17 protein-coding genes and 1 other annotated feature are annotated in these 20,368 nt (G+C 29.1%); of the genes, 5 read left to right on the top strand and 12 right to left on the bottom strand.

Annotated elements, in window-relative coordinates; translation table 11 throughout:
• Positions 1 to 111 precede the first annotated feature (111 nt).
• The 3 genes from selA to KGF39_RS02585 form a co-directional block, all read right to left on the bottom strand.
• Positions 112 to 1,491 carry an L-seryl-tRNA(Sec) selenium transferase gene (gene selA / locus KGF39_RS02575; RefSeq protein ID WP_227821111.1) on the bottom strand — a complete coding sequence of 460 codons (1,380 nt, stop codon included), beginning with the start codon at positions 1,489 to 1,491 and terminating at the stop codon, positions 112 to 114.
• 50 nt (positions 1,492 to 1,541) lie between these two features.
• Complete coding sequence (selD, locus tag KGF39_RS02580; RefSeq protein ID WP_079740124.1) at positions 1,542 to 2,588, bottom strand: selenide, water dikinase SelD; 1,047 nt, start codon at positions 2,586 to 2,588, stop codon at positions 1,542 to 1,544.
• A 91-nt stretch (positions 2,589 to 2,679) separates the two neighbouring features.
• Positions 2,680 to 3,369, bottom strand: a complete 690-nt coding sequence (locus KGF39_RS02585) for a helix-hairpin-helix domain-containing protein (protein WP_227821075.1) — start codon at positions 3,367 to 3,369, stop codon at positions 2,680 to 2,682.
• Between the two features lie 79 nt (positions 3,370 to 3,448).
• On the opposite strand from KGF39_RS02585, the gene KGF39_RS02590 reads away from it, so the two are divergent.
• A complete protein-coding gene (locus tag KGF39_RS02590) occupies positions 3,449 to 4,738 on the top strand; it encodes a D-alanyl-D-alanine carboxypeptidase family protein (RefSeq protein WP_227821076.1) in 1,290 nt (429 codons plus the stop codon).
• Positions 4,739 to 4,851: 113 nt separating this feature from the next.
• On the opposite strand, the gene KGF39_RS02595 is transcribed toward KGF39_RS02590, so the two are convergent.
• From KGF39_RS02595 to KGF39_RS02605, 3 genes are all read right to left on the bottom strand, one after another.
• Positions 4,852 to 5,190, bottom strand: a complete 339-nt coding sequence (locus tag KGF39_RS02595) for a DUF2325 domain-containing protein (protein ID WP_009890712.1) — start codon at positions 5,188 to 5,190, stop codon at positions 4,852 to 4,854.
• Positions 5,191 to 5,445: 255 nt separating this feature from the next.
• Complete coding sequence (gene argH, locus KGF39_RS02600; RefSeq protein WP_227821077.1) at positions 5,446 to 6,762, bottom strand: argininosuccinate lyase; 1,317 nt, start codon at positions 6,760 to 6,762, stop codon at positions 5,446 to 5,448.
• 86 nt (positions 6,763 to 6,848) lie between these two features.
• Positions 6,849 to 7,060: a binding site (T-box leader), on the bottom strand.
• Between the two features lie 76 nt (positions 7,061 to 7,136).
• Positions 7,137 to 7,958 (bottom strand): Cof-type HAD-IIB family hydrolase, encoded by an 822-nt coding sequence (locus KGF39_RS02605; protein ID WP_227821078.1) that lies wholly within the window; start codon positions 7,956 to 7,958, stop codon positions 7,137 to 7,139.
• 360 nt (positions 7,959 to 8,318) lie between these two features.
• Here KGF39_RS02605 and KGF39_RS02610 point away from each other — a divergent pair, with 360 nt between their 5' ends.
• Entirely contained in the window at positions 8,319 to 9,422 is a 1,104-nt protein-coding gene (locus KGF39_RS02610) for a pyridoxal phosphate-dependent aminotransferase (RefSeq protein ID WP_227821079.1), read from the top strand.
• 57 nt (positions 9,423 to 9,479) lie between these two features.
• Here the strand turns inward: KGF39_RS02610 and KGF39_RS02615 are convergent, their stop codons facing one another.
• Positions 9,480 to 12,119 (bottom strand): cation-translocating P-type ATPase, encoded by a 2,640-nt coding sequence (locus KGF39_RS02615; protein ID WP_227821080.1) that lies wholly within the window; start codon positions 12,117 to 12,119, stop codon positions 9,480 to 9,482.
• A gap of 324 nt (positions 12,120 to 12,443) precedes the next feature.
• Entirely contained in the window at positions 12,444 to 13,091 is a 648-nt protein-coding gene (locus tag KGF39_RS02620) for a M15 family metallopeptidase (RefSeq protein WP_227821081.1), read from the bottom strand.
• A 277-nt stretch (positions 13,092 to 13,368) separates the two neighbouring features.
• Here KGF39_RS02620 and KGF39_RS02625 point away from each other — a divergent pair, with 277 nt between their 5' ends.
• The 3 genes from KGF39_RS02625 (at position 13,369) to KGF39_RS02635 (ending at position 15,640) form a co-directional block, all read left to right on the top strand.
• Positions 13,369 to 13,581, top strand: coding sequence for a TetR/AcrR family transcriptional regulator (locus KGF39_RS02625; RefSeq protein WP_227821082.1), 213 nt, complete (start codon positions 13,369 to 13,371; stop codon positions 13,579 to 13,581).
• A gap of 139 nt (positions 13,582 to 13,720) precedes the next feature.
• Complete coding sequence (locus KGF39_RS02630; protein WP_227821083.1) at positions 13,721 to 14,236, top strand: hypothetical protein; 516 nt, start codon at positions 13,721 to 13,723, stop codon at positions 14,234 to 14,236.
• 3 nt (positions 14,237 to 14,239) lie between these two features.
• Positions 14,240 to 15,640 carry an MDR family MFS transporter gene (locus KGF39_RS02635; protein WP_227821084.1) on the top strand — a complete coding sequence of 467 codons (1,401 nt, stop codon included), beginning with the start codon at positions 14,240 to 14,242 and terminating at the stop codon, positions 15,638 to 15,640.
• 122 nt (positions 15,641 to 15,762) lie between these two features.
• On the opposite strand, the gene KGF39_RS02640 is transcribed toward KGF39_RS02635, so the two are convergent.
• The 4 genes from KGF39_RS02640 to KGF39_RS02655 all read right to left on the bottom strand — a co-directional run bounded on the left by KGF39_RS02640 (position 15,763) and on the right by KGF39_RS02655 (position 20,367).
• On the bottom strand, positions 15,763 to 16,482 hold the full coding sequence (locus KGF39_RS02640) for a transglutaminase-like domain-containing protein (RefSeq protein WP_227821085.1): 720 nt from the start codon (positions 16,480 to 16,482) through the stop codon (positions 15,763 to 15,765).
• Between the two features lie 46 nt (positions 16,483 to 16,528).
• The gene (locus KGF39_RS02645) at positions 16,529 to 17,242 is read right to left on the bottom strand and encodes a helix-turn-helix transcriptional regulator (RefSeq protein ID WP_227821086.1); all 714 of its coding nucleotides are present in this window, start codon (positions 17,240 to 17,242) and stop codon (positions 16,529 to 16,531) included.
• A 175-nt stretch (positions 17,243 to 17,417) separates the two neighbouring features.
• Positions 17,418 to 18,770 (bottom strand): 6-phospho-alpha-glucosidase, encoded by a 1,353-nt coding sequence (locus KGF39_RS02650; protein WP_227821087.1) that lies wholly within the window; start codon positions 18,768 to 18,770, stop codon positions 17,418 to 17,420.
• Positions 18,771 to 18,816: 46 nt separating this feature from the next.
• Entirely contained in the window at positions 18,817 to 20,367 is a 1,551-nt protein-coding gene (locus KGF39_RS02655) for a PTS transporter subunit EIIC (RefSeq protein WP_227821088.1), read from the bottom strand.
• Between the last annotated feature and the right edge of the window lies 1 nt (position 20,368).

Consider the following 20,368-nt stretch of genomic DNA (forward strand, 5'->3'; position numbering starts at 1 on the left):
GCCCCCTCTGAACCTCCCATGACTAAAGTCACAAGTATGCGTAACTATTTTTTAATCAAAACTTCAATACTTATACTTCTAAATTTAATACTATTATTAATTCAAATTTATTTAATTAAATGCGTTTCTCAATTCTTCAACTATTACATCAAATTCATCATCAAATATAGTTCTTACATCTAGTACATATTTATTATCATATACCCTAGCTATTATATGTGCTTCACTAAGTCTTAGTTTCTTTTCTAAAGATGAAACATTCATATGTTCAGGAGTTATTGATATTACTTTTGTGCTTATCGTTTCAAGAGGCATAGAACCTCCTCCTACTTGAGAAAATCCATCTTCTATATTTATGTTGGCATTTAAATTTAAAGCAGTTATTTTTTCAAATAGTTTATTTGCTTTTACTTCTAATTCTTCAATTTTATATGTCAACATTTTTAAGGTAGGTATATTTTCTATAGCCTTTGTCTCATCCAAATACATTCTAAGTGTCGCTTCAAGAGCACATATTGTAAGTTTATCAACTCTAAGAGCCCTAGTAAGTTGATTTTTCTTCATTTTTTCTATATACTCTTTCTTTCCAACTATAATTCCAGCTTGCGGACCTCCAAGCATCTTATCTCCACTAAAAGTTACTACATCTGCACCTTGTCGTACTGAATCTAATACAGTTGGTTCATAAGATAATCCATATTTTGATAAATCTATAAATACCCCACTTCCTAAGTCTTCTATTACAGGTAATTTATATTTTTTACCTAAATTGACTAGTTCTTCTATAGAAACATTTTCTGTGAATCCCATAATTCTATAGTTACTTGTATGAACTTTCATCAATACATTTGTATCCTCTGTAATTGCATCTTTGTAATCTTTTAAATGAGTTTTATTAGTTGAGCCAACTTCAACAAGCTCTGCACCACTAAGAGCCATTATACTTGGAATTCTAAATGAACCACCTACTTCAACTAATTCTCCACGAGATACAATCGCTTCTCCTCCTTTAGCCATTGTACTCAGTACAAGAAGCACTGCTGCAGCATTATTATTTACAACTAGTACATCTTCCGCACCAGTAAGTCTTTTTATTGTACTAGTTAAATGAGAATATCTTGAACCTCTTTCTCCATTATCTAAATCATATTCTAAGTTTGAATACCTTGAAGCAGCACACCATAATTCATCTTTTATATCTTTACTAAGTAAAGACCTGCCTAAATTTGTATGAATAACTGTACCAGTTGCATTTATAACTTTTTTTAAGGATAATGAGTAATTCAACTTAACTCTATCTATCGCAGATTCTATTATTTCATCAAACTCTATTGTTACAGAATTTGATACATCTTCTTTTAATCTTAATATAAATTGTCTTTTAAAATCTATTACTTCTCTCACAGATTCTAGGACTAAACTTCTAGGATATTCCTCTATTATTTCTACAATTCTATTATCACTTAATACTTCATCAACTGAAGGCAACATTGCAAACAATTCTCTTTTGCTCAAAACAATCACTCTTTCTCTATAATATTTTATAAAACTGTAATATATTTTTCCCCTTTTTCAACTACAGAACCTATAATTTTAGCTTCTATTGCTCCATTTAACTTCATATCTCTTACAAGTGCATCTGCAAGTTCTTCTTTTACTGAAATTAATAACCCTCCTGAGGTTTGTGGGTCGTATAAAATATCTTGAACTGCAACTTCTACATCTCCTACAACTTCTACATCTTTAGATACATAATGCATATTTTTATACATACCAGCAGGTATAATTCCCATTTGTGCCATTTCTATTGCACCTTCAATAATTGGTACATGATTTGATTCAATTTCAATACTAACTTCAGAAGCTTTAGCCATTTCTAAAGTATGTCCAAGTAAACCAAAACCAGTTATATCTGTAACTGAATTTACATCAAACTTATCAAAGCTCATTGCTGCATATTTATTTAAATGTATCATTATTTCTATTACTTTATCTGCTATATGTTGTTCTACCATACCTTCTTTCATGGCAGTATTTAATACACCCACTCCAATTGGTTTTGTTATAATTAACTTATCCCCAGGCTTTGCAGTAGCATTTGACAAAACTTTATTTGGGTTTACAATTCCCGAAACTGAAAGACCATATTTAGGTTCTTTATCATCTACAGTATGCCCTCCAACTAAAAGTGCTCCACTTTCTTTTACTTTATCAAATCCACCTTTTAATATTTCTGCAAGCACATCCATATCATGACATGATGGAAAACAAACAATATTCATCGCCACCAAAGGTTTGCCTCCCATAGCATACACATCTGATAGTGAATTTGAAGCAGCAATTTGCCCAAATACATATGGGTCATCTACCATTGGTGTAAAGAAATCTAGTGTTTGAATAAGTGCCATATCATCATTTAATTTATAAACTGCAGCATCATCTGCTGTATCTAATCCCACTAATAGGTTTTCTATATTATCATTTTTAGGTAATTGAGATAAAACTGACGCCAGAACCTCTGGCCCTATTTTAGCAGCTCAACCACCTGCTGTTGTCATCTCTGTAAGTTTTTTTTGTTCTTTTTTCATAAAAGTGCCTCCTTTACTAAATTTCCACAGATACACACATATACATACATATTTATAATACCATATCTATAAGTAAGTTTTGTATTATATTTTAGTCCACACAAATTAAATCTTTTATATTTTCATATTTTTTATCTCCAATACCATTTACATTTTTTATATCTTCAATTGAATTAAATTGTCCATTTTCTTCTCTGTGTTGTAAAATTTTATTGGCTGTAGCTTCTCCAACTCCAGGTAGAGAATCCAACTCTTCTATTGTTGCTATATTTATATTTACTTTTGATTCATTAGATCTATTTTTAGACTCACTTTTTGGCTCGTTTTTTAGATTTGGATTATTGGAACTATCATTGCTTGTCACAGATATTGTTTCACCTATTTTAGGTATTATGTAGTGTTGTTCGTCTTCTAACCTTACTGATAAATTAACTCCATTTAAATCGGCTTCTTTTGTTGTTCCTCCCAGTAATTCTACAGCATCATAAAGCCTCTTATCTGACTCTATAGTTACAATCCCTGGTCTATTTACTGCTCCACTTATGTATATAGTTATTTTTTTGTTTTGAAAATTTTTATCTGTATCTTTAACTACTTTATTGTGACCATTATCTTCATTTTTAATTTCTTTTTCTATAGCATGTGTTTTTTCATTAGATGAATTATTTTTACTTACAACATAAATATCATCTTTAAAAATGTTTGATTTGTAAACGATTATTGATGATATTATTAAAAGAAAGAAAACAAAAAACGAAATTAATTTTACCTTTTTTTTCATATATTAATCACTCCTTTCTTTTAATTATTGACAAATATATGCTATACTAAAAGATGAATTTAAAATTTGGAGGCTCACAATGAAAAGAAATTTATCACTTTTATTAATCTGTTTATTGATATTCACTTCATTTTTAGGAAGCTCTAATATCTCTTTTGCAGATGATGAACCAGCTATAGTTGCCAAACATGCAGTTTTAATGGACTATGAAACTGGAAAAATACTATACAATAAAGATGGAGATTCTAAGCTTTATCCAGCTTCAACAACTAAATTATGGACAGCCTGTCTAGTTCTAAAGGAGGTTAAAGATTTAAATCAAGTAATAGAGATTAAAAATTTACCTCAAATAGATGGTTCTAGTATGTATCTAAAAGAAGGAGAATCTTTTACTGTAAAACAATTACTAAATGCTCTTTTAGTTCATTCTGCTAATGATGCAGCTTTTGTATTAGCTAGATATGTTGGTGGTGGAGATGTGCAAAAATTTGTTGACCTTATGAACTCTGAGGCAAAGAAAATTGGAGCTAATAATACTCATTTTAATAATCCTCATGGATTGCCAGACCCAGACCATTACACAACAGCTCATGATATGGCGCTTATGGCTAGAGAAGCTATGAATAATGATATTTTTAGACAAATTGTAAAAACTAAGTCACTTAAATTTGAAGCTACAAAAGCATACCCTTATGAGAGATACTTTGTAAATACTAATAAATTTTTAACATCACATGATAAGATTACATATAAAGGTCAACCTATAGACATAAAATATGATATAGTTGATGGTATAAAAACTGGATATACTGATGATGCTGGTAAATGTCTTTTATCTAGCGCTGTAAAAGATGGAAGAAGAGTTATCTCTGCTGTATTCAATTCAACTAATGCTGATTTATATTTAGACTCACGTATCTTGATTGATTATGGATTTGATAACTTTAAGTGTGCTACTATTGTTGATAAAGAAAAATATGCTGATACTAAAAAAGTATTATTTACAAAACAGCATGAATTGATTTATGAACCAAAAAATAGTTACAAGATATTCTTGGGAAAAAATGAATCTCAAGGCAACTATAATATTAAAACAGAACTAAATAAAATTGATTTACCTATAAAAAAAGGTACTAAGGTTGGTACCTTAAATGTATATAATAATGATAAACTAGAAAATAGTATAGACCTTGTTGCAAAAAATAATCTTGATAGCAGTCTTCCATTTTTGACTGGAAATAATACTTTGATGACTTTTGTTAAGATTATTGTAGGTATTTTAGTACTTTTAGTTTTATTTATAATAGCTTTAAATATAAAGAAGAAAAAAAGAAAAAAAGCTAGAGGTAAAAGAAATATGAAAAAGTAGAAATTATAGTAAAAAATTTATAATATACCTCTTCTTATAAAATTAGGCACTGATATAGTAATTATAACTACTATCTCAGTGCCTTTAATTTTGTGTTTATGTATTTTTTATACTTATATATTTTTTTGTTTTTGTTTATCCTTAAGCTTACATTTTGAACAGTTTCCTAGACATTCATCGACCATATCTAGACATTCATTAAATGCTACCTTACTGCTATTTTTATGTCTTACGATTAATATATCTTGTTTTTTAGCTTGAGACTCAACCGTTCTAGACATCTTATGTGAAACAGTTGATGTAAGTATAACAACTGCATCCGGTCTTCCTATAGAATTATTTAATTTAGATGACATAGTAGTATATACCTTTGTCTTATAACCCTTTTTCTTGGCCATAACCATATAATCCTTTTCCATTCTTTCATGACCACCAATCACTAATAAGTTCATTAGATTTCCTCCCGCTTTATTTGATATTGATTTTCATTATTATTTATATTATATATAATAATATTTAGAAATAACTTTGTCAATACTTATTGACATTAATTATCATTTTAATAACAATTTTTTTATTTATATTTATTCTAAATATTACCCTCTTTAAATTTTTTAATTTTTACACATCGTAAAATCTCTATATAATAAAAAGCTGTAAGTTTGAATGTTATCATTCAAATTTACAGCTTTTAGAAATCCAATATATTATTTTAAATTCTTTTTTATCCCCTTATTTAATATACTCTCATAGTCGATAAAATCATAAATATCTTCCTTAAAGGCATCTGAAAACTTATGTAATTCTTCTAATGTTAAATCTTCTATCGCTTTTTTATTATCTTCACAATATATAACGATACTTCCCACTATACCATGTGCATCTCTAAAAGCAACATTATTTTTAACTAAATAATCAGCAACTTCTGTAGCATTTAAAAAGCCATTTTTCACTACTTGTTTCATTTTGTCCTCATTTACCTTTAATGTAGCTATCATTCTATCCATTATTTGTATACACATTTCAAGAGTATGTACACTATCAAAGAAACCTTCTTTATCTTCCTGCATGTCCTTATTATATGCTAATGGTATTCCTTTCATTACTGTAAAAAGACCAAATAAGTTTCCATATACTCTGCCAGTCTTACCTCTTATAAGTTCTGCACCATCAGGATTTTTTTTCTGAGGCATTATACTGCTTCCAGTAGTGTATAAGTCATCTATCTCAACAAATCCAAATTCTTGAGAACTCCAAAGTATCAACTCTTCACTTAGTCTACTTAAGTGCATCATTATAATTGAAAAATCACTCATTAACTCTAATAAATAATCTCTATCACTTACTCCATCCATAAAATTATCTACTACTTTTTTAAATCCTAATTGTTCACAAGTTATATTTCTATCTATATCATGTGTAGTTCCTGCCAAAGCTCCACAACCTAAAGGTGATTCGTCTAATATCTCTATAGCATTTTTTATTCTTTTCTCATCTCTATCAAACATACTATAATATGCCATTAAGTGATGCTTAAATGTCACTACTTGTGCTCTTTGAAGATGAGTATAACCTGGCATCATCACAGGATTTTTATCAGCAACATCTTTTATAGTAGATTTAAATTCAGATATTAAATCAACCAAATTATTTGCTTTTTCTTTAGCATACAATCTCATATCAACTGCAACTTGGTCATTTCTACTACGTGCTGTATGAAGCTTCTTGCCAACATCTCCAATTCTTTGAATTAAATTTATCTCAGTAAAACTATGTATATCTTCATACTCTCCATCTAATGCTAACTTTCCATTTTCTACATCTTTAAGTATCCCTTTTAATCCTTCTGTTATAGACTTTCCTTCTTCTTCTGTTAAAAGTCCACATTTTACTTGCATATGGACATGTGCTATACTTCCTTCAATATCTTTTTTGTACAGCACACAATCATATCCAAAAGATTTATTAAACTCTTCCATAAGTTTATTTTCCGCTTTTCTAAAGCGTCCGCCCCATAATTTCATAACTTTCACCTCATATTTTAATTTTTTGTATTTTAATTATAATTCTTATAGCTTAACGAAACTAAAAAATCTCTTGGTCAAAAAGACCAAGAGACGAAATATTCCGTGTTACCACTCTAGTTGGTAAACAATGTTTACCCACTCTATTCTCTTAAGGCGAGATTACCTACTACCATACTAAATTTCAAGTAGTATTCTCCAAAGTTCTTTTCAATATAAAGTGTTATCATTAGGCTCACACCATCCCCCAATTCGCTGAGATTTTCTTTATATCTACTCTCTTTTTCACTGAATCTAAATTTTTATGTTTTATCTATTTGTATTATAATTACTATCTATAAAATAGTCAACCTATTTTCCTATTATATACCGTTTTAAGAACTAAGTGATTCTTTTAACTCTAGGAATTTATAAATTGCCTTTGCAACTCCACTGTCTTGATTTGTATCTGTAACATAATCAGCTTCTTGTTTAATCAATTCTTCTGCATTTCCCATAGCCACTCCAAGACCAGCAAACTTTATCATTTCTATGTCATTATAATTATCCCCAAATGCAATTATATCTTCTCTATCTATATTCATTTTTTCAGCTAAAATTTTAACTGCATTACCTTTATCAACACCCTCATTCATGACTTCAATATTGTTTGGCCATGAGGAAGTTATCTTTATGCCTTGAACTTTTCTCAATTCTTTTCTTATTTCATCCAAAATAGATGGATTCTTTTCTTCTATGATTACAAATTTTAGTATATCTTTTTTAAAGATTTCTTCTCTCAAATCATCTCTTATAATTACTTCTGTCTCAGAACCTAAAAATACACTTAATCTATCTTCACGTCCTTCTATTTTTTTTGAAAGCATAGAATCTATACTATTACATTGATAGTAAATATCGTATTTATCTAATACATCTAAGATATTTAAACATGTTGCTGTATCAATCTTATTTGAATATATTATGTTTCCATTTTGCTCTCTTATTAATGAACCATTACAAGCTATTATTGGCATGTCTTCTTTAAGAAAATCTACATTGCATTTAGCTGAATCGAAGGCTCTTCCTGTTGCTAAAGTTACATTAATACCGCTTTTTATAACTTTTTGTAGTGCAGTTTTATTTTCATCTGTAACTTTATGATTATTTCCTAATAAAGTTCCATCCATATCTGTTACAATTAATTTATATCCCATAATCCAACTCCATAACTTTTTATTGTATACCTATATTTCCTTAATATAATCTAAAGAATTACCCTTATTAGATTATATCATAACTTTGTACTTAAACTATTTCAATTTACAAAATTCATAACATTCATTTAGATTATTTTAAGAGCAAAATAAATCGTTTCTTGTAGTATTTTTCTGAATATTTTCAATTTATAGTCTTATAATGCTAGAAATTTTACAATATATGATATATAATCATATTAAATAAAGTGAGCTATTATAATATTTATATCTATTTTTTACTATTATATATTTTCATAATATTTTAAATCTAGCAACTTTTATAACATTTATTATTGACTAAATAAGGAGTGATAAACTATGAAATTAAAAATTAACAAAGCTATTGAAATGCAGTTGAAAAAAAGTTATGCAATAGAATCTGGACATTCAGAAGATGTATTTGAGATAGACTGTGGTGAAGGTATAAATACAGTATCTTATTCAAACAAAGCTGTAGAAGCTTTTAATGCTTTAGAATTTGATATGATAAGAGGATATCCTCATTCAATTGCTTTAAAAGACAATATAGTAGATTATTGGAAAGACTTTATAAAATTAGACACTGATAGAATTTGTTTGGCAGATGGTTCTATACATGTTATTTACCTTTTAAATAGACTATTTATTGAAAAAGGAGATAAAGTTTTAGGATATTCACCTCAATTCTCAGAATATGAAACAGATATAAAAATGCATGGTGCTATTTATGATTATGTTCTTTTAAAGAAAGAAGATAATTTTAAATTTAATGAAAGGGAATTTATTGAAAAAATAAATTCAGAATACAAAGTAATCTATATAGATAATCCAAACAATCCTACAGGACAAATTATACCTTTATCATCAATTGAAAATATAGTAAAAGAAGCTGCAAAATATAATATAGCAGTTATGGTAGATGAAGCTTATGGTGAGTACATGCCAAAAGAAAATTCAGCTGTCAAACTTCTAAATAATTATGATAATGTAATCGTTTTAAAAACATTTTCAAAAGGTTTTGGTTTAGCAGGACTAAGAGCAGGATATGCAGTTCTTCCAGAACAACTTGTTAGCCCTATTAAAAAGATTTCTACTCCTTACGAAGTATCTGAAATATCTCGTAGTATTGCAGCCAATTTATTAGATGATGTTCAATTTATAGAAGAACTAAAGGAAAAAACAAAATATATAAAAAATCAATTATTAGTTCCATGGAAAAACCTTAATATAGCTGAAACTAGTGATACTGTATCAATTATGACAGTTGAACATAATAACAAAGACATAGATTTACAACAAGAATTTGCAAAATTAAAAATAAGAGTTATATCAGGCAGTGATTTCACTGGACTTGATAAGAATTTCATAAGATTTAGAATGCCTGAAGAAAAAGAACTACCTGAAGTTATAAAAGCATTCCAAATAATTGATAATATAGAGTAAATTATATTATTTATAAGGGACATATTTTAAAGCTAATATGTCCCTTTAATTTTTTAATTATTTTACTGTACTTCTATTCATTAATTTGTTAAGTTCCATTAATATTGATGAAATTAATGCTAGACCTAAACAAATTCCCAACTGATATAGTCCAAATGTTGTTGGTATAGAGAATATTCCTCTTAACACTGGTATTAGTGTTAAAGAGTAAAGTCCAAAGCAAACTACAACTGCTCCTATAACATATTTATTACTGAAAAAACCTAATTTTATTAATGTTTGATTATTAGAACGTGCAGGTAATGTTTGCATTATTCTAGATAATATCAATGTTGAAAATGCCATAGCCACTCCAAGTTCTGGAGATACCTGTAATCCTATATATTGTGCAACTATTGTAACTACACCTATTATACAGCCTCTTATAGCAACTGCTTTCAATGTTCCTCCTGCTAGTATACTTTCATCTGGATGTCTAGGAGGCTTATTCATTATATTTTTTTCTGACTTTTCAAAACCTAATGCAATTGCTGGTAAAGAGTCATTTACTAAATTTATAAATAAAAGTTGTAAAGCTGTAAATGGATTTGACCAACCTGCAAATACTGCAAATAGTATAGCCACTATAGCTCCTAAGTTTCCTGCAAATAAATAAGTAATTGATTTGATTATATTACTGTATACGGTTCTACCAACTTCAACAGCGTTTACTATACTTGCAAAGTTATCGTCAACTAATACCATAGCAGATGCATCTTTTGCTACATCAGTACCACTTCCCATACCAATTCCTATATCTGCTTGTTTCAAAGCAGGTGCATCATTCACTCCATCACCAGTCATTGCAGTTATATTATTTTTATGTTGCCATGCCTTTACTATACGAATTTTATTTTCTGGTGAGACTCTAGCGTATACACTTATATTTTCTAATTTTTCATATAGTTCCTCTTCGCTTAACATATCAAGCTCTTTTCCAGTAAGAGCTAAGTCTCCATCTTCCATTATGCCAATATCTTTTGCAATTGCTGCTGCTGTTGTTTTATGGTCACCAGTTATCATAACAGTTTTTATTCCTGCACTCTTTGCCTCTTTTACAGCATCCATTACTTCTTCTCTTGGTGGGTCTATCATTGCCATTATTCCAACCAATGTCATATCATGCTCATCATCAATTGAAGGTGTAAAATCGTCTTCTGGAACATCTTTTATTGCAAAAGCCAATACTCTAAGTGCTCTATTTGAAAATTCTTCATTTTTATGTTTATATTCTTCTATTATCTCATCTGTTATATCTACTTTTGAACCATTCTTCAAAGCATATTTACATCTGCTAAACACAATATCTGGGGCACCTTTTGTAAACATTATATAATCTCCATATATACTATTTACAGTAGACATAAGCTTTCTATCTGAGTCAAAGGGTACTTCATTTATTCTGATATACTTACTTCTTAATTTATCATAATCCAAATCATTTTTACTTGAATAATTTATTAAAGCTACTTCTGTTGGGTCTCCAACTTCTTTACCATCACTTGTTATATGAGAGTCATTACATAATGTAGAAACCATAGTCAATAATTTAGCATGATAAGAATAATTTACTTTTTCTTTACCTAACTCATCATTATTAGTTCCATACATATAATAATCAACAACTGTCATTTTATTTTGTGTAAGAGTACCTGTTTTATCAGTACATATAACACTTGTTGAACCTAAAGTTTCTACTGCTGGTAATTTTCTTATTATGACTTGTTTTTTTGCCATACTATTTGTTCCAACAGCCAATACTATAGTGACTATTGATGATAAAGCTTCTGGTATAGCTGCCACTGCTACTGCTACAGAGAACATGAATGAATCTAGAATAATTTGTGTCATTTCTCCATTTCCAGCTATAAAATAATTTCTTGCTACTTGAATTATAAATATTAAAATAGCAAGTACTACAATACCTACACCAAGCTTTTTACTAAAATCCTCTATTTTTTGTTGTAATGGTGTAAGTTTATTTTCAGCACTTTCTAAAAGCCCAGCTATTTTACCCATTTCAGTATCCATACCTGTTCCAGTTACTACAAAAGAACCTCTACCATAAACAACTACAGCGCCACTAAATACCATATTTTTCTGGTCACCTAAACTTACATCTTCACTTATTTTTTCTGTATGTTTTAAGACTGGTTCTGATTCTCCAGTTAACATACCTTCTACAACCTTTAGAGATTGTGCTTCTATAAGTCTTCCATCTGCTGGTATGTAATCGCCAGCTTCTAAGAATACAATATCTCCAACCACTAAATTTTTTGCTGGAATTGTCATTTTTTTATTGTCTCTTATTACTTTTGCGTTTGGTGCAGATAAATTTTTCAAACTTTCTAATGAACTCTCTGCTTTTTTTGTTTGTACAACACCTAGAACAGAGTTTATGATAATAACTGCAAAAATTATTATAGACTCCACGGTTTCACCTAAAAATATTTGTACTAAAGCAGCTATCAATAGAATTATTACTAATGGGTCTTTAAAACTCTCTAAGAAAAGCTTATAAGTAGGAACTTTATCTGCTTCTTTTAATTCATTAGCTCCATTTTTTTCTAATAGCTCTTCTGCTCTTTCTTTGCTCAAACCAGATAAGCTTGAGTCTAAATTCTTAATTACTTCTTGATAAGTACTTTTGTAAGACATTTGTTGCCCTCCTCTTTAATAAATTTATTTTATGTTTGGGGACCCTTATGTATACTTGAAATTTAAATTTTTTTAAATAAAAATTCCTTGAATAAAAAAAGACCCCAAAACAAACATACCTAATGCTTATTTTGAAGGTCTTGCTATCAAGGAATTCCTTGCTAATTAACCGAGTATTTCTACTGTCTTGACGATTAATTACCACTTTCGTGTAAGCTACTCCCCTTCGAGTAGTTATCTTAAATTGTATTTACATTATATCACTTTACACAATTAATAGTCCAGCTTATTTTTTATTTTAACCTAATTTTAACAAACTATATCTTAATTTATATGTAAATATTCTTCTAAAGTCAAGTCATTCATTGCAAAGTTTTTACTATGTTCAGTTCCAACATATCTATAATGCCAAGATTCATACATATATCCTGTTATATTCTCTTTACCTTCTGGATATCTAAGTATGAAACCATATTTATATGCATTTTCATACAACCACTTAGCTTCTTCTGTATTATTGAACTTTTCATTTGCCCAACAAGATTGGTCATCTCCTCCAATATCAAAAGCAAGTCCAGTTTGATGCTCACTTTCTCCAGGTTTAGCTGAAAATCTATTTGCTTCTTCCTCCCCATGTTCTTTTATATATGATTTAAATAATCTATCTTGATATTCATAACTTCTATATGTACTAAAAGCTTTTAAATTTAAGCCTGATTTTTGAGCATCTTCATTCATTTTATAAAAAGCATCTCTCGCTTCACTATTTTCCTGTGGAGAATAGTCTTTAGGCAAGCTATACTTTTTATTTGCTATTATAATATTATTTATTGATAACACATTTACCCCTCTCCTGTATTTACTTAATTCATCTTTCATAATTGTATGCCCTTCACTAGAACTATCGATAAACATTTCCACAAAAACTATCAATATAGCAAAAATTATGGCTACACAAATTTTCTTTTTCATATACTACACCTCCATAATTGAAATTTAATACAGAAAAATTTCAAGACAATTTTTCTTATATTGTAATCATACCACTAATTTATTGCAACTTATTTAAGCAATTCTTAAGAAATTCTTATATTTTTTCTTTATACGACTAAAAATAACAAAAACTTTTTCAAAAATTTCATATTATAGTGCATATATTGATTTTTTTCCAAATGATGTATAATATATTTATAGAAACTTATAGGTACTATATAGTACTTAATGTTTTTACATGAAAGGAGACAATAAAGTGACAGACAAACAAAGACTTATTATAACTATTGCACAAAGAATTTTTGACCAAAAAGGTTTTCAAAATACTTCAATACTGGATATTGTAAAAGAGTGTAAAATGTCTAAAGCTACTTTTTATAAGCACTTTGAAACTAAGGAAAGTTTTATCTGCGAAATAATCAATTATTATGATGAAAAGTTCTTAGAAATTATACATTCCATCATCTGAGAAATTAAACAGAAAGATAATTGCCGTATGGGAAAATATTTTTTCTAGAACTACTATAAATACCTATATAAGAGAAAACTTTTCTGAAGTGCAGCGTAAGGCTACAAGTAAACTGCAAAAAAAATCCCGAGCTAATTTATTGAATGAATACAAGCTCAGCTTATTTGATAAATATGGGGATAAAATAGAAAGCATCATATTTGACTTAGTTTTCTTATTGGATGCTCTAGTTCATCAGTTTATATACATTATTCATATACAAAAAAGAGAAATAAATGTATATTTTATTGCTAAATTTACTATACAAATTCTAGATTTAGTTGTAGAAAATATGGATAATCTAAATCCTTTAATTGAAAAATCAATGTTTTTATATGAACAAGAAGATGAAGCTTACTTTTCCATTCATAATAAATCACTATTTTTTAAAACGATACAAAATATAGAAGAACTAATCAAAACGGATACTTCTCTCCTTGAAAACCCTAAGTTACTACAAGCAACAAAAAAATTATATATCGAGGGCAAAAATCAACAATATGATTCTTTAATTATGGATGCAATGATTACATATTTAGAAAAAGAAGACACTTTGAGACCAAAAGTACTTTTATTGAATAGTATTAAAAATCAATTAAAAAAGGAGACGTTATAAATCATGGAAACCCAAAGTAATAATAAAAAAGGAAATTTAATAATAGCAATTGTAATGACTGGCGCTTTTATAAGTTCTCTTAGTCAAACATTACTATCAACAGCATTACCTAATATAATGTCAGATTTTAAAATTACTGCTGATGTTGGTCAGTGGTTAACGACAATTTATCTACTTATTGCAGGTATTATTGTACCCACAACAGCTTATTTGATAAACAGGTTTAGTACTAGAAAATTATTTATTACATCAATGACTATCTTTTCTATAGGATGCGTTATTGCATTTTTTTCTAATAGTTTTTCAACTATGTTGATTGCTCGTGTCTTACAGGCAATAGGTTCTGGCTCTTTAATGCCACTATTACAAGTTATTATACTCTATTTATGCCCTGTGGAAAAACGTGGTGCAGCTATGAGTTTGGTTGGTATTACAGTAGGATTTGCTCCAGCAATAGGACCAACTTTGTCTGGCTGGTTGGTAGATTCATTTGGTTGGCACAGTTTATTTTTGCTTCTTTCTCCTATAGCTATATTAGATGTTATACTTTCGTTTATTCTATTAAAAAATGTTGGGGAAACTCAAAAACTAAAATTAGATATACCTTCAATAATACTGTCTTCTCTAGGTTTTGGTGGTTTGTTGATTGGATTTACTAATCAAGGTAATTATGGATGGACTAATATTGCCACATATTTACCAATATTTATAGGAATTATATCATTAATTTTATTTACATTACGTCAATTAAAATCTAAAGAACCGTTTTTAGAATTGAGGGTTTTTAAAAATAAACCATTTCTTATTTCTACAATATTAATTATGATTGTATATGCTTCAATGATGTCTGCTACATTAATGATTCCTCTATATATCCAATCTGTAAGGGGATTTTCTGCATTGTCTTCAGGTTCATTAATGTTACCTGGTGCTATATTGATGGTTATACTAAATCCAGTTGCAGGACGTCATTTAGATAAATATAGACCTCATGCTCTATCAATATTAGGAACTGGATGTTTATTTTTAGGGACTCTATCTTTTGCTTTTTTAGGCAGGGATACATCTTTAATTCATGTATCATTAATGTATTGTATTCGTATGATTGGTATCTCAATGGTTTTAATGCCATTAACTACATGGGAGATTAAAACATTAGATAGAGAACTCATATCTCATGCCACAGCAATTAATAGTACACTTCGTCAGATATCTGGAGCTATAGGTTCTGCTATACTTATTACTATAATGACAAGTGCTACTAAAAAAGCTCACATGAGTTCTGCTATACTGTCTAATATTCATGGAATAGATGTTGCATTTTCAATAGCAGCTACTCTTGCATTTATTGGTTTAATTGTATCTATATGTTTTATAAAAGGACATCAAATTATTAGAAGTTAATATAAAAAAGGAGTTGTACATGAACAATTTAAGTTTGTTCTGTGATAACTCCTTTTTACTTATTTTAACCAGTGCAATTTTAATTATTCTATATTTTCCCTATATAGTCACCTACCAAACACTCATTTGTTTTTACCAAAATAATTGTTTCTAACCTTACATACATTCTTTGTCATTATTTTTCTGATAAGATGTACATATATGAAGTTTTTTAACTTTGATAGATATTGTGAATGAGTAGAGAAAAATTCATCTGGTGAGGAAAAAACACCATAATCATGTACGATAGCTTCTTTTTGAATAAAAGTATCTTTACCATTCCAATCAATAGATGTGTTCTTTAAATCATTTGTAGCTATTGCATACTTTTTGAATGTTCCACTCTGATTAAAAAATTTTTTCTGAATTGCTTCTAAGTATTTTTTATCAGTTATGACTCCCTCTAAAGCAATCCACTTATCTTGATAAAATACCTCTACCCAAGTATGGAGAATATATTTTGGAGCTAATAGTGAAATCACTTTGGATGTAGCACCTCGTTGAAAATCTTTTGTCACATCAAAAGCATGAAGCCGACAAGGGATATTAACTGCACGTAATAATGCCATTAAAAGAGTAGCTTTTGTATTGCATTGTCCCATACCATCATTTAATACCTGTACTGCGCTTAACATATCAGAAGCATTATATCCAAATAAAATATCATTCTGGACAAACTCATAAATAGCTTTTATTTTATGAAAATCATCTAATTCCAACCACTTATTTGATGATACAAAAAACTTAAGTTGTGGTTCATTATAGTTTAGCATTTTTGTTTCTTCTAAATATTCTTTATTCATAACAAAGCCCCTTTCTTAGTACAACTTTATTATATAACGAGAATATTTAATATACTTTCAAAAACTCGCTATCTTTCAAAGATAAAGAAACGGGCATTCCCATCATTCGCTTAACTGTACCTGCAAAGTGTGACGGAGTATCGAATCCAGCAATCATAGAAGCTTCTGTAACATTTTTTCCAGAAAGTAATTCTCTGAAAGCACACTCCATTTGATGAAATAAAATATAGCTTTTTAAAGGTATTCCAATTTGCTCTTTAAACAGATGTGATAATCTACTTGCTGATAGTGACACTTTATCTGCAAAACTTGAAATAGTATGATTATCACAATTACAAGTACGTAATAAATGAAGTAACTCAGTAATTCTGTCATCATAGTGTTTGGGAGTTGCAGGTATATTCAAATGTTTATTAAGCATTTCCATAAATCTTAAATATTGTTCTTTATTGGATTGATATATCAAAGAAGTTCCTTGTTTACGTAATTCCTCTAATCCATCGTTGTCACATATCCAATAACCAAAATCATTCATTTTTGAGGTAAGCTGTTCTGCGTATATAGATGTAGGTTCAATAATAGCAGAATAATAAACTTTTTTTCTTGCTGAAAATGAGTGAGAGATATTTTTATCTACTACGATACAATTACATTTAACTAATTTTTCATTAACTGTTATTTTAATGCTGTCTTCTATTCCTATGAACAGTTGTAGCATACAATGGCTATGTGTATCTGCTTCTAAATTGTTTGTAATCATACCAATCCTATCCTCTTGCCAGAAAATTTTATTTATAATGTTCATTGTATCACTCCATTCTTCTAAAAATATCACTCTTTATTTTAATATATTGTAATATGTTTGTGAATATATTTTGATAAAAGGCTCTGAAAGCATACCTAAATATTAAGTAGAAACCTTTTCTTCTACCCTTCTATCTTAGTTCTGGCCAATATTCTTTATTAACTTCTATCATTTCATCCAAAATTTCTTTAGCGACATTCATACTTGGAACAGTTTTATTTAATGTAAATGCTTGTAAAGCTTTTTCATAACTATTTTCAATATAAGCTTCTACTATCAATTTTTCGCTGTTAAGCTGTTGCATCATTAATCCTTGTTGGAATATAGGTATTGGACCTCGAGCAATAACTTCTGGACCATCTTTACCAATATATGCTGGAATTTCTACCATTGCGTCATATGGCATGTTTGGAATAGCTCCACGATTTTCAGTTATAACTAAAAAACGATTATGTGTATCATTTTTGATTGCAACTGCTAAATCACTAATCCAATCCCCATGTGAGCCTGCATAAAATGCTTTTTCAGAAATTTCTCCAGTTTCTAAGTAATTTTTTACACCTTCAAATAAATCTTTTTCACGGCTCTCCATAACTTCATTTGCACGAGTACGATTTATATTTGAATGTTCCACTGTTTCTTTACTCAAAAGATAGTATGTTAAATAAGTGTTTGGTAAATATTTAGGGAAGCTTTCTAACATTGTATGAACTGATTCCCAAACATGTATCCAACTACTTACAGCATGACGATTTCCTGTAACACGACTTTTTTTTAAGTTTTCAATATAAGATTTTGGTAGTAATATTTTATTTTCTTTTATGTATTCTTTAATTTCTGCCATTAAATCTCTACGTTTATAATCTATTGAAGTAAACCACCCAAAATGATTTAGACCAAAATAATCATAGTGTATATTATGGACATCCTTAATGTCTAATGAACCAGCTATCATATCTATAATAGCTATTGGCATATCGCAGATATTTATAATTCTTGCGTTTGGTCTTAACTTACGACAAGCTTCAGAAACAATTGCAGCAGGATTAGAGTAATTTAATATCCAATAATCTTTTTTAGCATACTTTTCCACATCATCAATAACTTTTATCATTGGTTGTATTGTACGTAATCCATATGCCATACCTCCACAACCACAAGTTTCTTGACCTACACAACCATATTTCAATGGAATTTTTTCATCTTGCTCACGCATTTCATATTTACCAACACGCATTTGTGCAAATATAAATGTAGCATCTGTATAAGCTTCTTTTTCACAATTAGTTACAGTTAGCTTAATATCTGTTTTAATATCTTCTTTTAATATCCAGTCGACAACTACAGCTACTTTATCTTGACGTTCTTTATCAACATCAAATAAACGAATTTCATCAAGCTCTAACTCTTTTTCTCTTAATGCAATTGACTTAACAATACCTGGAGTAAATGTACTTCCTCCACCAACAATAGTAATAATCATAATAGTTATTCCTCCTCTATAAACTCTATATAAATCATATGTATCTTTAATAAGCTTCTAAAAAATCTTCTACTGCACGTCTTACCTCATGCACATGAAGTCCAAAAATTATTTGTATATCTTTTCCTTTCCTTACAATTCCACTATTTGGGGTTAGGTTAATTATGTCTTCATTAATCTTACTTTCATCTTTTACATTAACACGTAATCTAGTGATGCAATTTTCTACTGTATTAATATTCTCTTTTCCACCTAGTCCATCAATTATATTTTCTATACCTATATCTAAATTAAGTTGTTTTGATTGTTCTTTGCATGTAGCTGTACTCTCATCTTCACGACCTGGAGTTTTATAATTAAATTTCTTAATTAAAAAACTAAATACTACAAAGTATACAATAATTTGTGCAAATCCTAATATCATCATTACTGGCCAGTGTGTTTTTTCTATACCTACTGTGGTATTCATTATAATTGATACTAATAAGTTACCTCCACATAATGCAGTAACATCAAATATTTTTAATAAAGCTATAAAAAGACCAGCTATAACTGCATGTACAAAGAATAAAAGTGGTGCACAGAATACAAACATAAAGTCTAATGGTTCTGTTACAGAGGCTAATACTGCCGTAATTATTAGTGGAATAATTGTTGCCTTAACCTTCTTTTTATTTTGCTTATATGCAGTATAAATAAAGGCAGCTCCTATACCTATATAGCCAAACATCTTTGTAAATCCAGTTGCCATATAGTATATACTATCTGAGAAACGCTCAACTGGTAAATTCATTTCTGTCATAACTATAGCATAGGCTCCTGAAACTGTATCTGCACCAACTTTAAGTACTCCTCCTAAATCAGAGAATTGAAATGGTGTATAGATTAAATGGTGAAGTCCAGTTGGTACTAATATTCTCTCTAAAAAGCCGTATAAGAATAAACCAAATGTACCTGTATCTTTTATGACATTTGCAAGAGAAGCTATTCCTTGTTGGGCTAATGGCCATATAAAGTTACTTACAACACCAATTAAAATAGATACAAAGAACATACATATAAAACTAAAGTTTGCTCCAGAGTATATCTGCAAAGCTCCTTTGAATATTTTGTTGCTTGTACGATTAAATACATATCCAACGATACATCCTAAAATAATTCCACCAAATACACTTGTGTCCACAACTTGAATACCTAAAATAGTAGCTTGTCCAGTCCCTATCAATCCAAGCATTTTACTTTCTTTTGCTAGTTTTCCTAGTGAGGTTAGCATAGTATTAGAAGCTGTGAGGTATATTATATAACTCATAAACCCAATCAATGCTGCTTTGTGTTTCTCTTTTTTTGCTAGTGCAGCAGGAATACCTATAGCAAATATAACAGCAAGATTATTAATAATAGCCATTATACAGTTATAAATTAAGCTTCCAAATATTTGTATTGGCTCCCATTTGAAAAATGGAAATACTCCTAATAACATATCGTTTGTAAGTAACACACCTACAACCATTAATATGCCTGCACTTGATAAGTACATTAATGGTTGAACCATTGCTTTTGCAAATGTTTCTAATCCCCCAAGTAGTTTCTCTTTCAAT

Origin of the sequence: Clostridioides sp. ZZV14-6345, assembly GCF_020657775.1 — a bacterium.
Lineage (GTDB): Bacteria > Bacillota > Clostridia > Peptostreptococcales > Peptostreptococcaceae > Clostridioides > Clostridioides difficile_D.

Excerpts from the sequence above, each read along its gene's own strand:
- argH (WP_227821077.1), bottom strand. The coding sequence starts at position 6,762 with ATGAAATTATGGGGCGGACGCTTTAGAAAAGCGGAAAATAAACTTATG.
- KGF39_RS02640 (WP_227821085.1), bottom strand. The coding sequence starts at position 16,482 with ATGAATAAAGAATATTTAGAAGAAACAAAAATGCTAAACTATAATGAA.
- KGF39_RS02635 (WP_227821084.1), top strand. The coding sequence starts at position 14,240 with ATGGAAACCCAAAGTAATAATAAAAAAGGAAATTTAATAATAGCAATT.
- KGF39_RS02610 (WP_227821079.1), top strand. The coding sequence starts at position 8,319 with ATGAAATTAAAAATTAACAAAGCTATTGAAATGCAGTTGAAAAAAAGT.
- KGF39_RS02605 (WP_227821078.1), bottom strand. The coding sequence starts at position 7,958 with ATGGGATATAAATTAATTGTAACAGATATGGATGGAACTTTATTAGGA.
- KGF39_RS02585 (WP_227821075.1), bottom strand. The coding sequence starts at position 3,369 with ATGAAAAAAAAGGTAAAATTAATTTCGTTTTTTGTTTTCTTTCTTTTA.
- KGF39_RS02645 (WP_227821086.1), bottom strand. The coding sequence starts at position 17,242 with ATGATTACAAACAATTTAGAAGCAGATACACATAGCCATTGTATGCTA.
- KGF39_RS02615 (WP_227821080.1), bottom strand. The coding sequence starts at position 12,119 with ATGTCTTACAAAAGTACTTATCAAGAAGTAATTAAGAATTTAGACTCA.
- KGF39_RS02595 (WP_009890712.1), bottom strand. The coding sequence starts at position 5,190 with ATGAACTTATTAGTGATTGGTGGTCATGAAAGAATGGAAAAGGATTAT.
- KGF39_RS02590 (WP_227821076.1), top strand. The coding sequence starts at position 3,449 with ATGAAAAGAAATTTATCACTTTTATTAATCTGTTTATTGATATTCACT.
- KGF39_RS02650 (WP_227821087.1), bottom strand. The coding sequence starts at position 18,770 with ATGATTATTACTATTGTTGGTGGAGGAAGTACATTTACTCCAGGTATT.
- KGF39_RS02620 (WP_227821081.1), bottom strand. The coding sequence starts at position 13,091 with ATGAAAAAGAAAATTTGTGTAGCCATAATTTTTGCTATATTGATAGTT.
- selA (WP_227821111.1), bottom strand. The coding sequence starts at position 1,491 with ATGTTGCCTTCAGTTGATGAAGTATTAAGTGATAATAGAATTGTAGAA.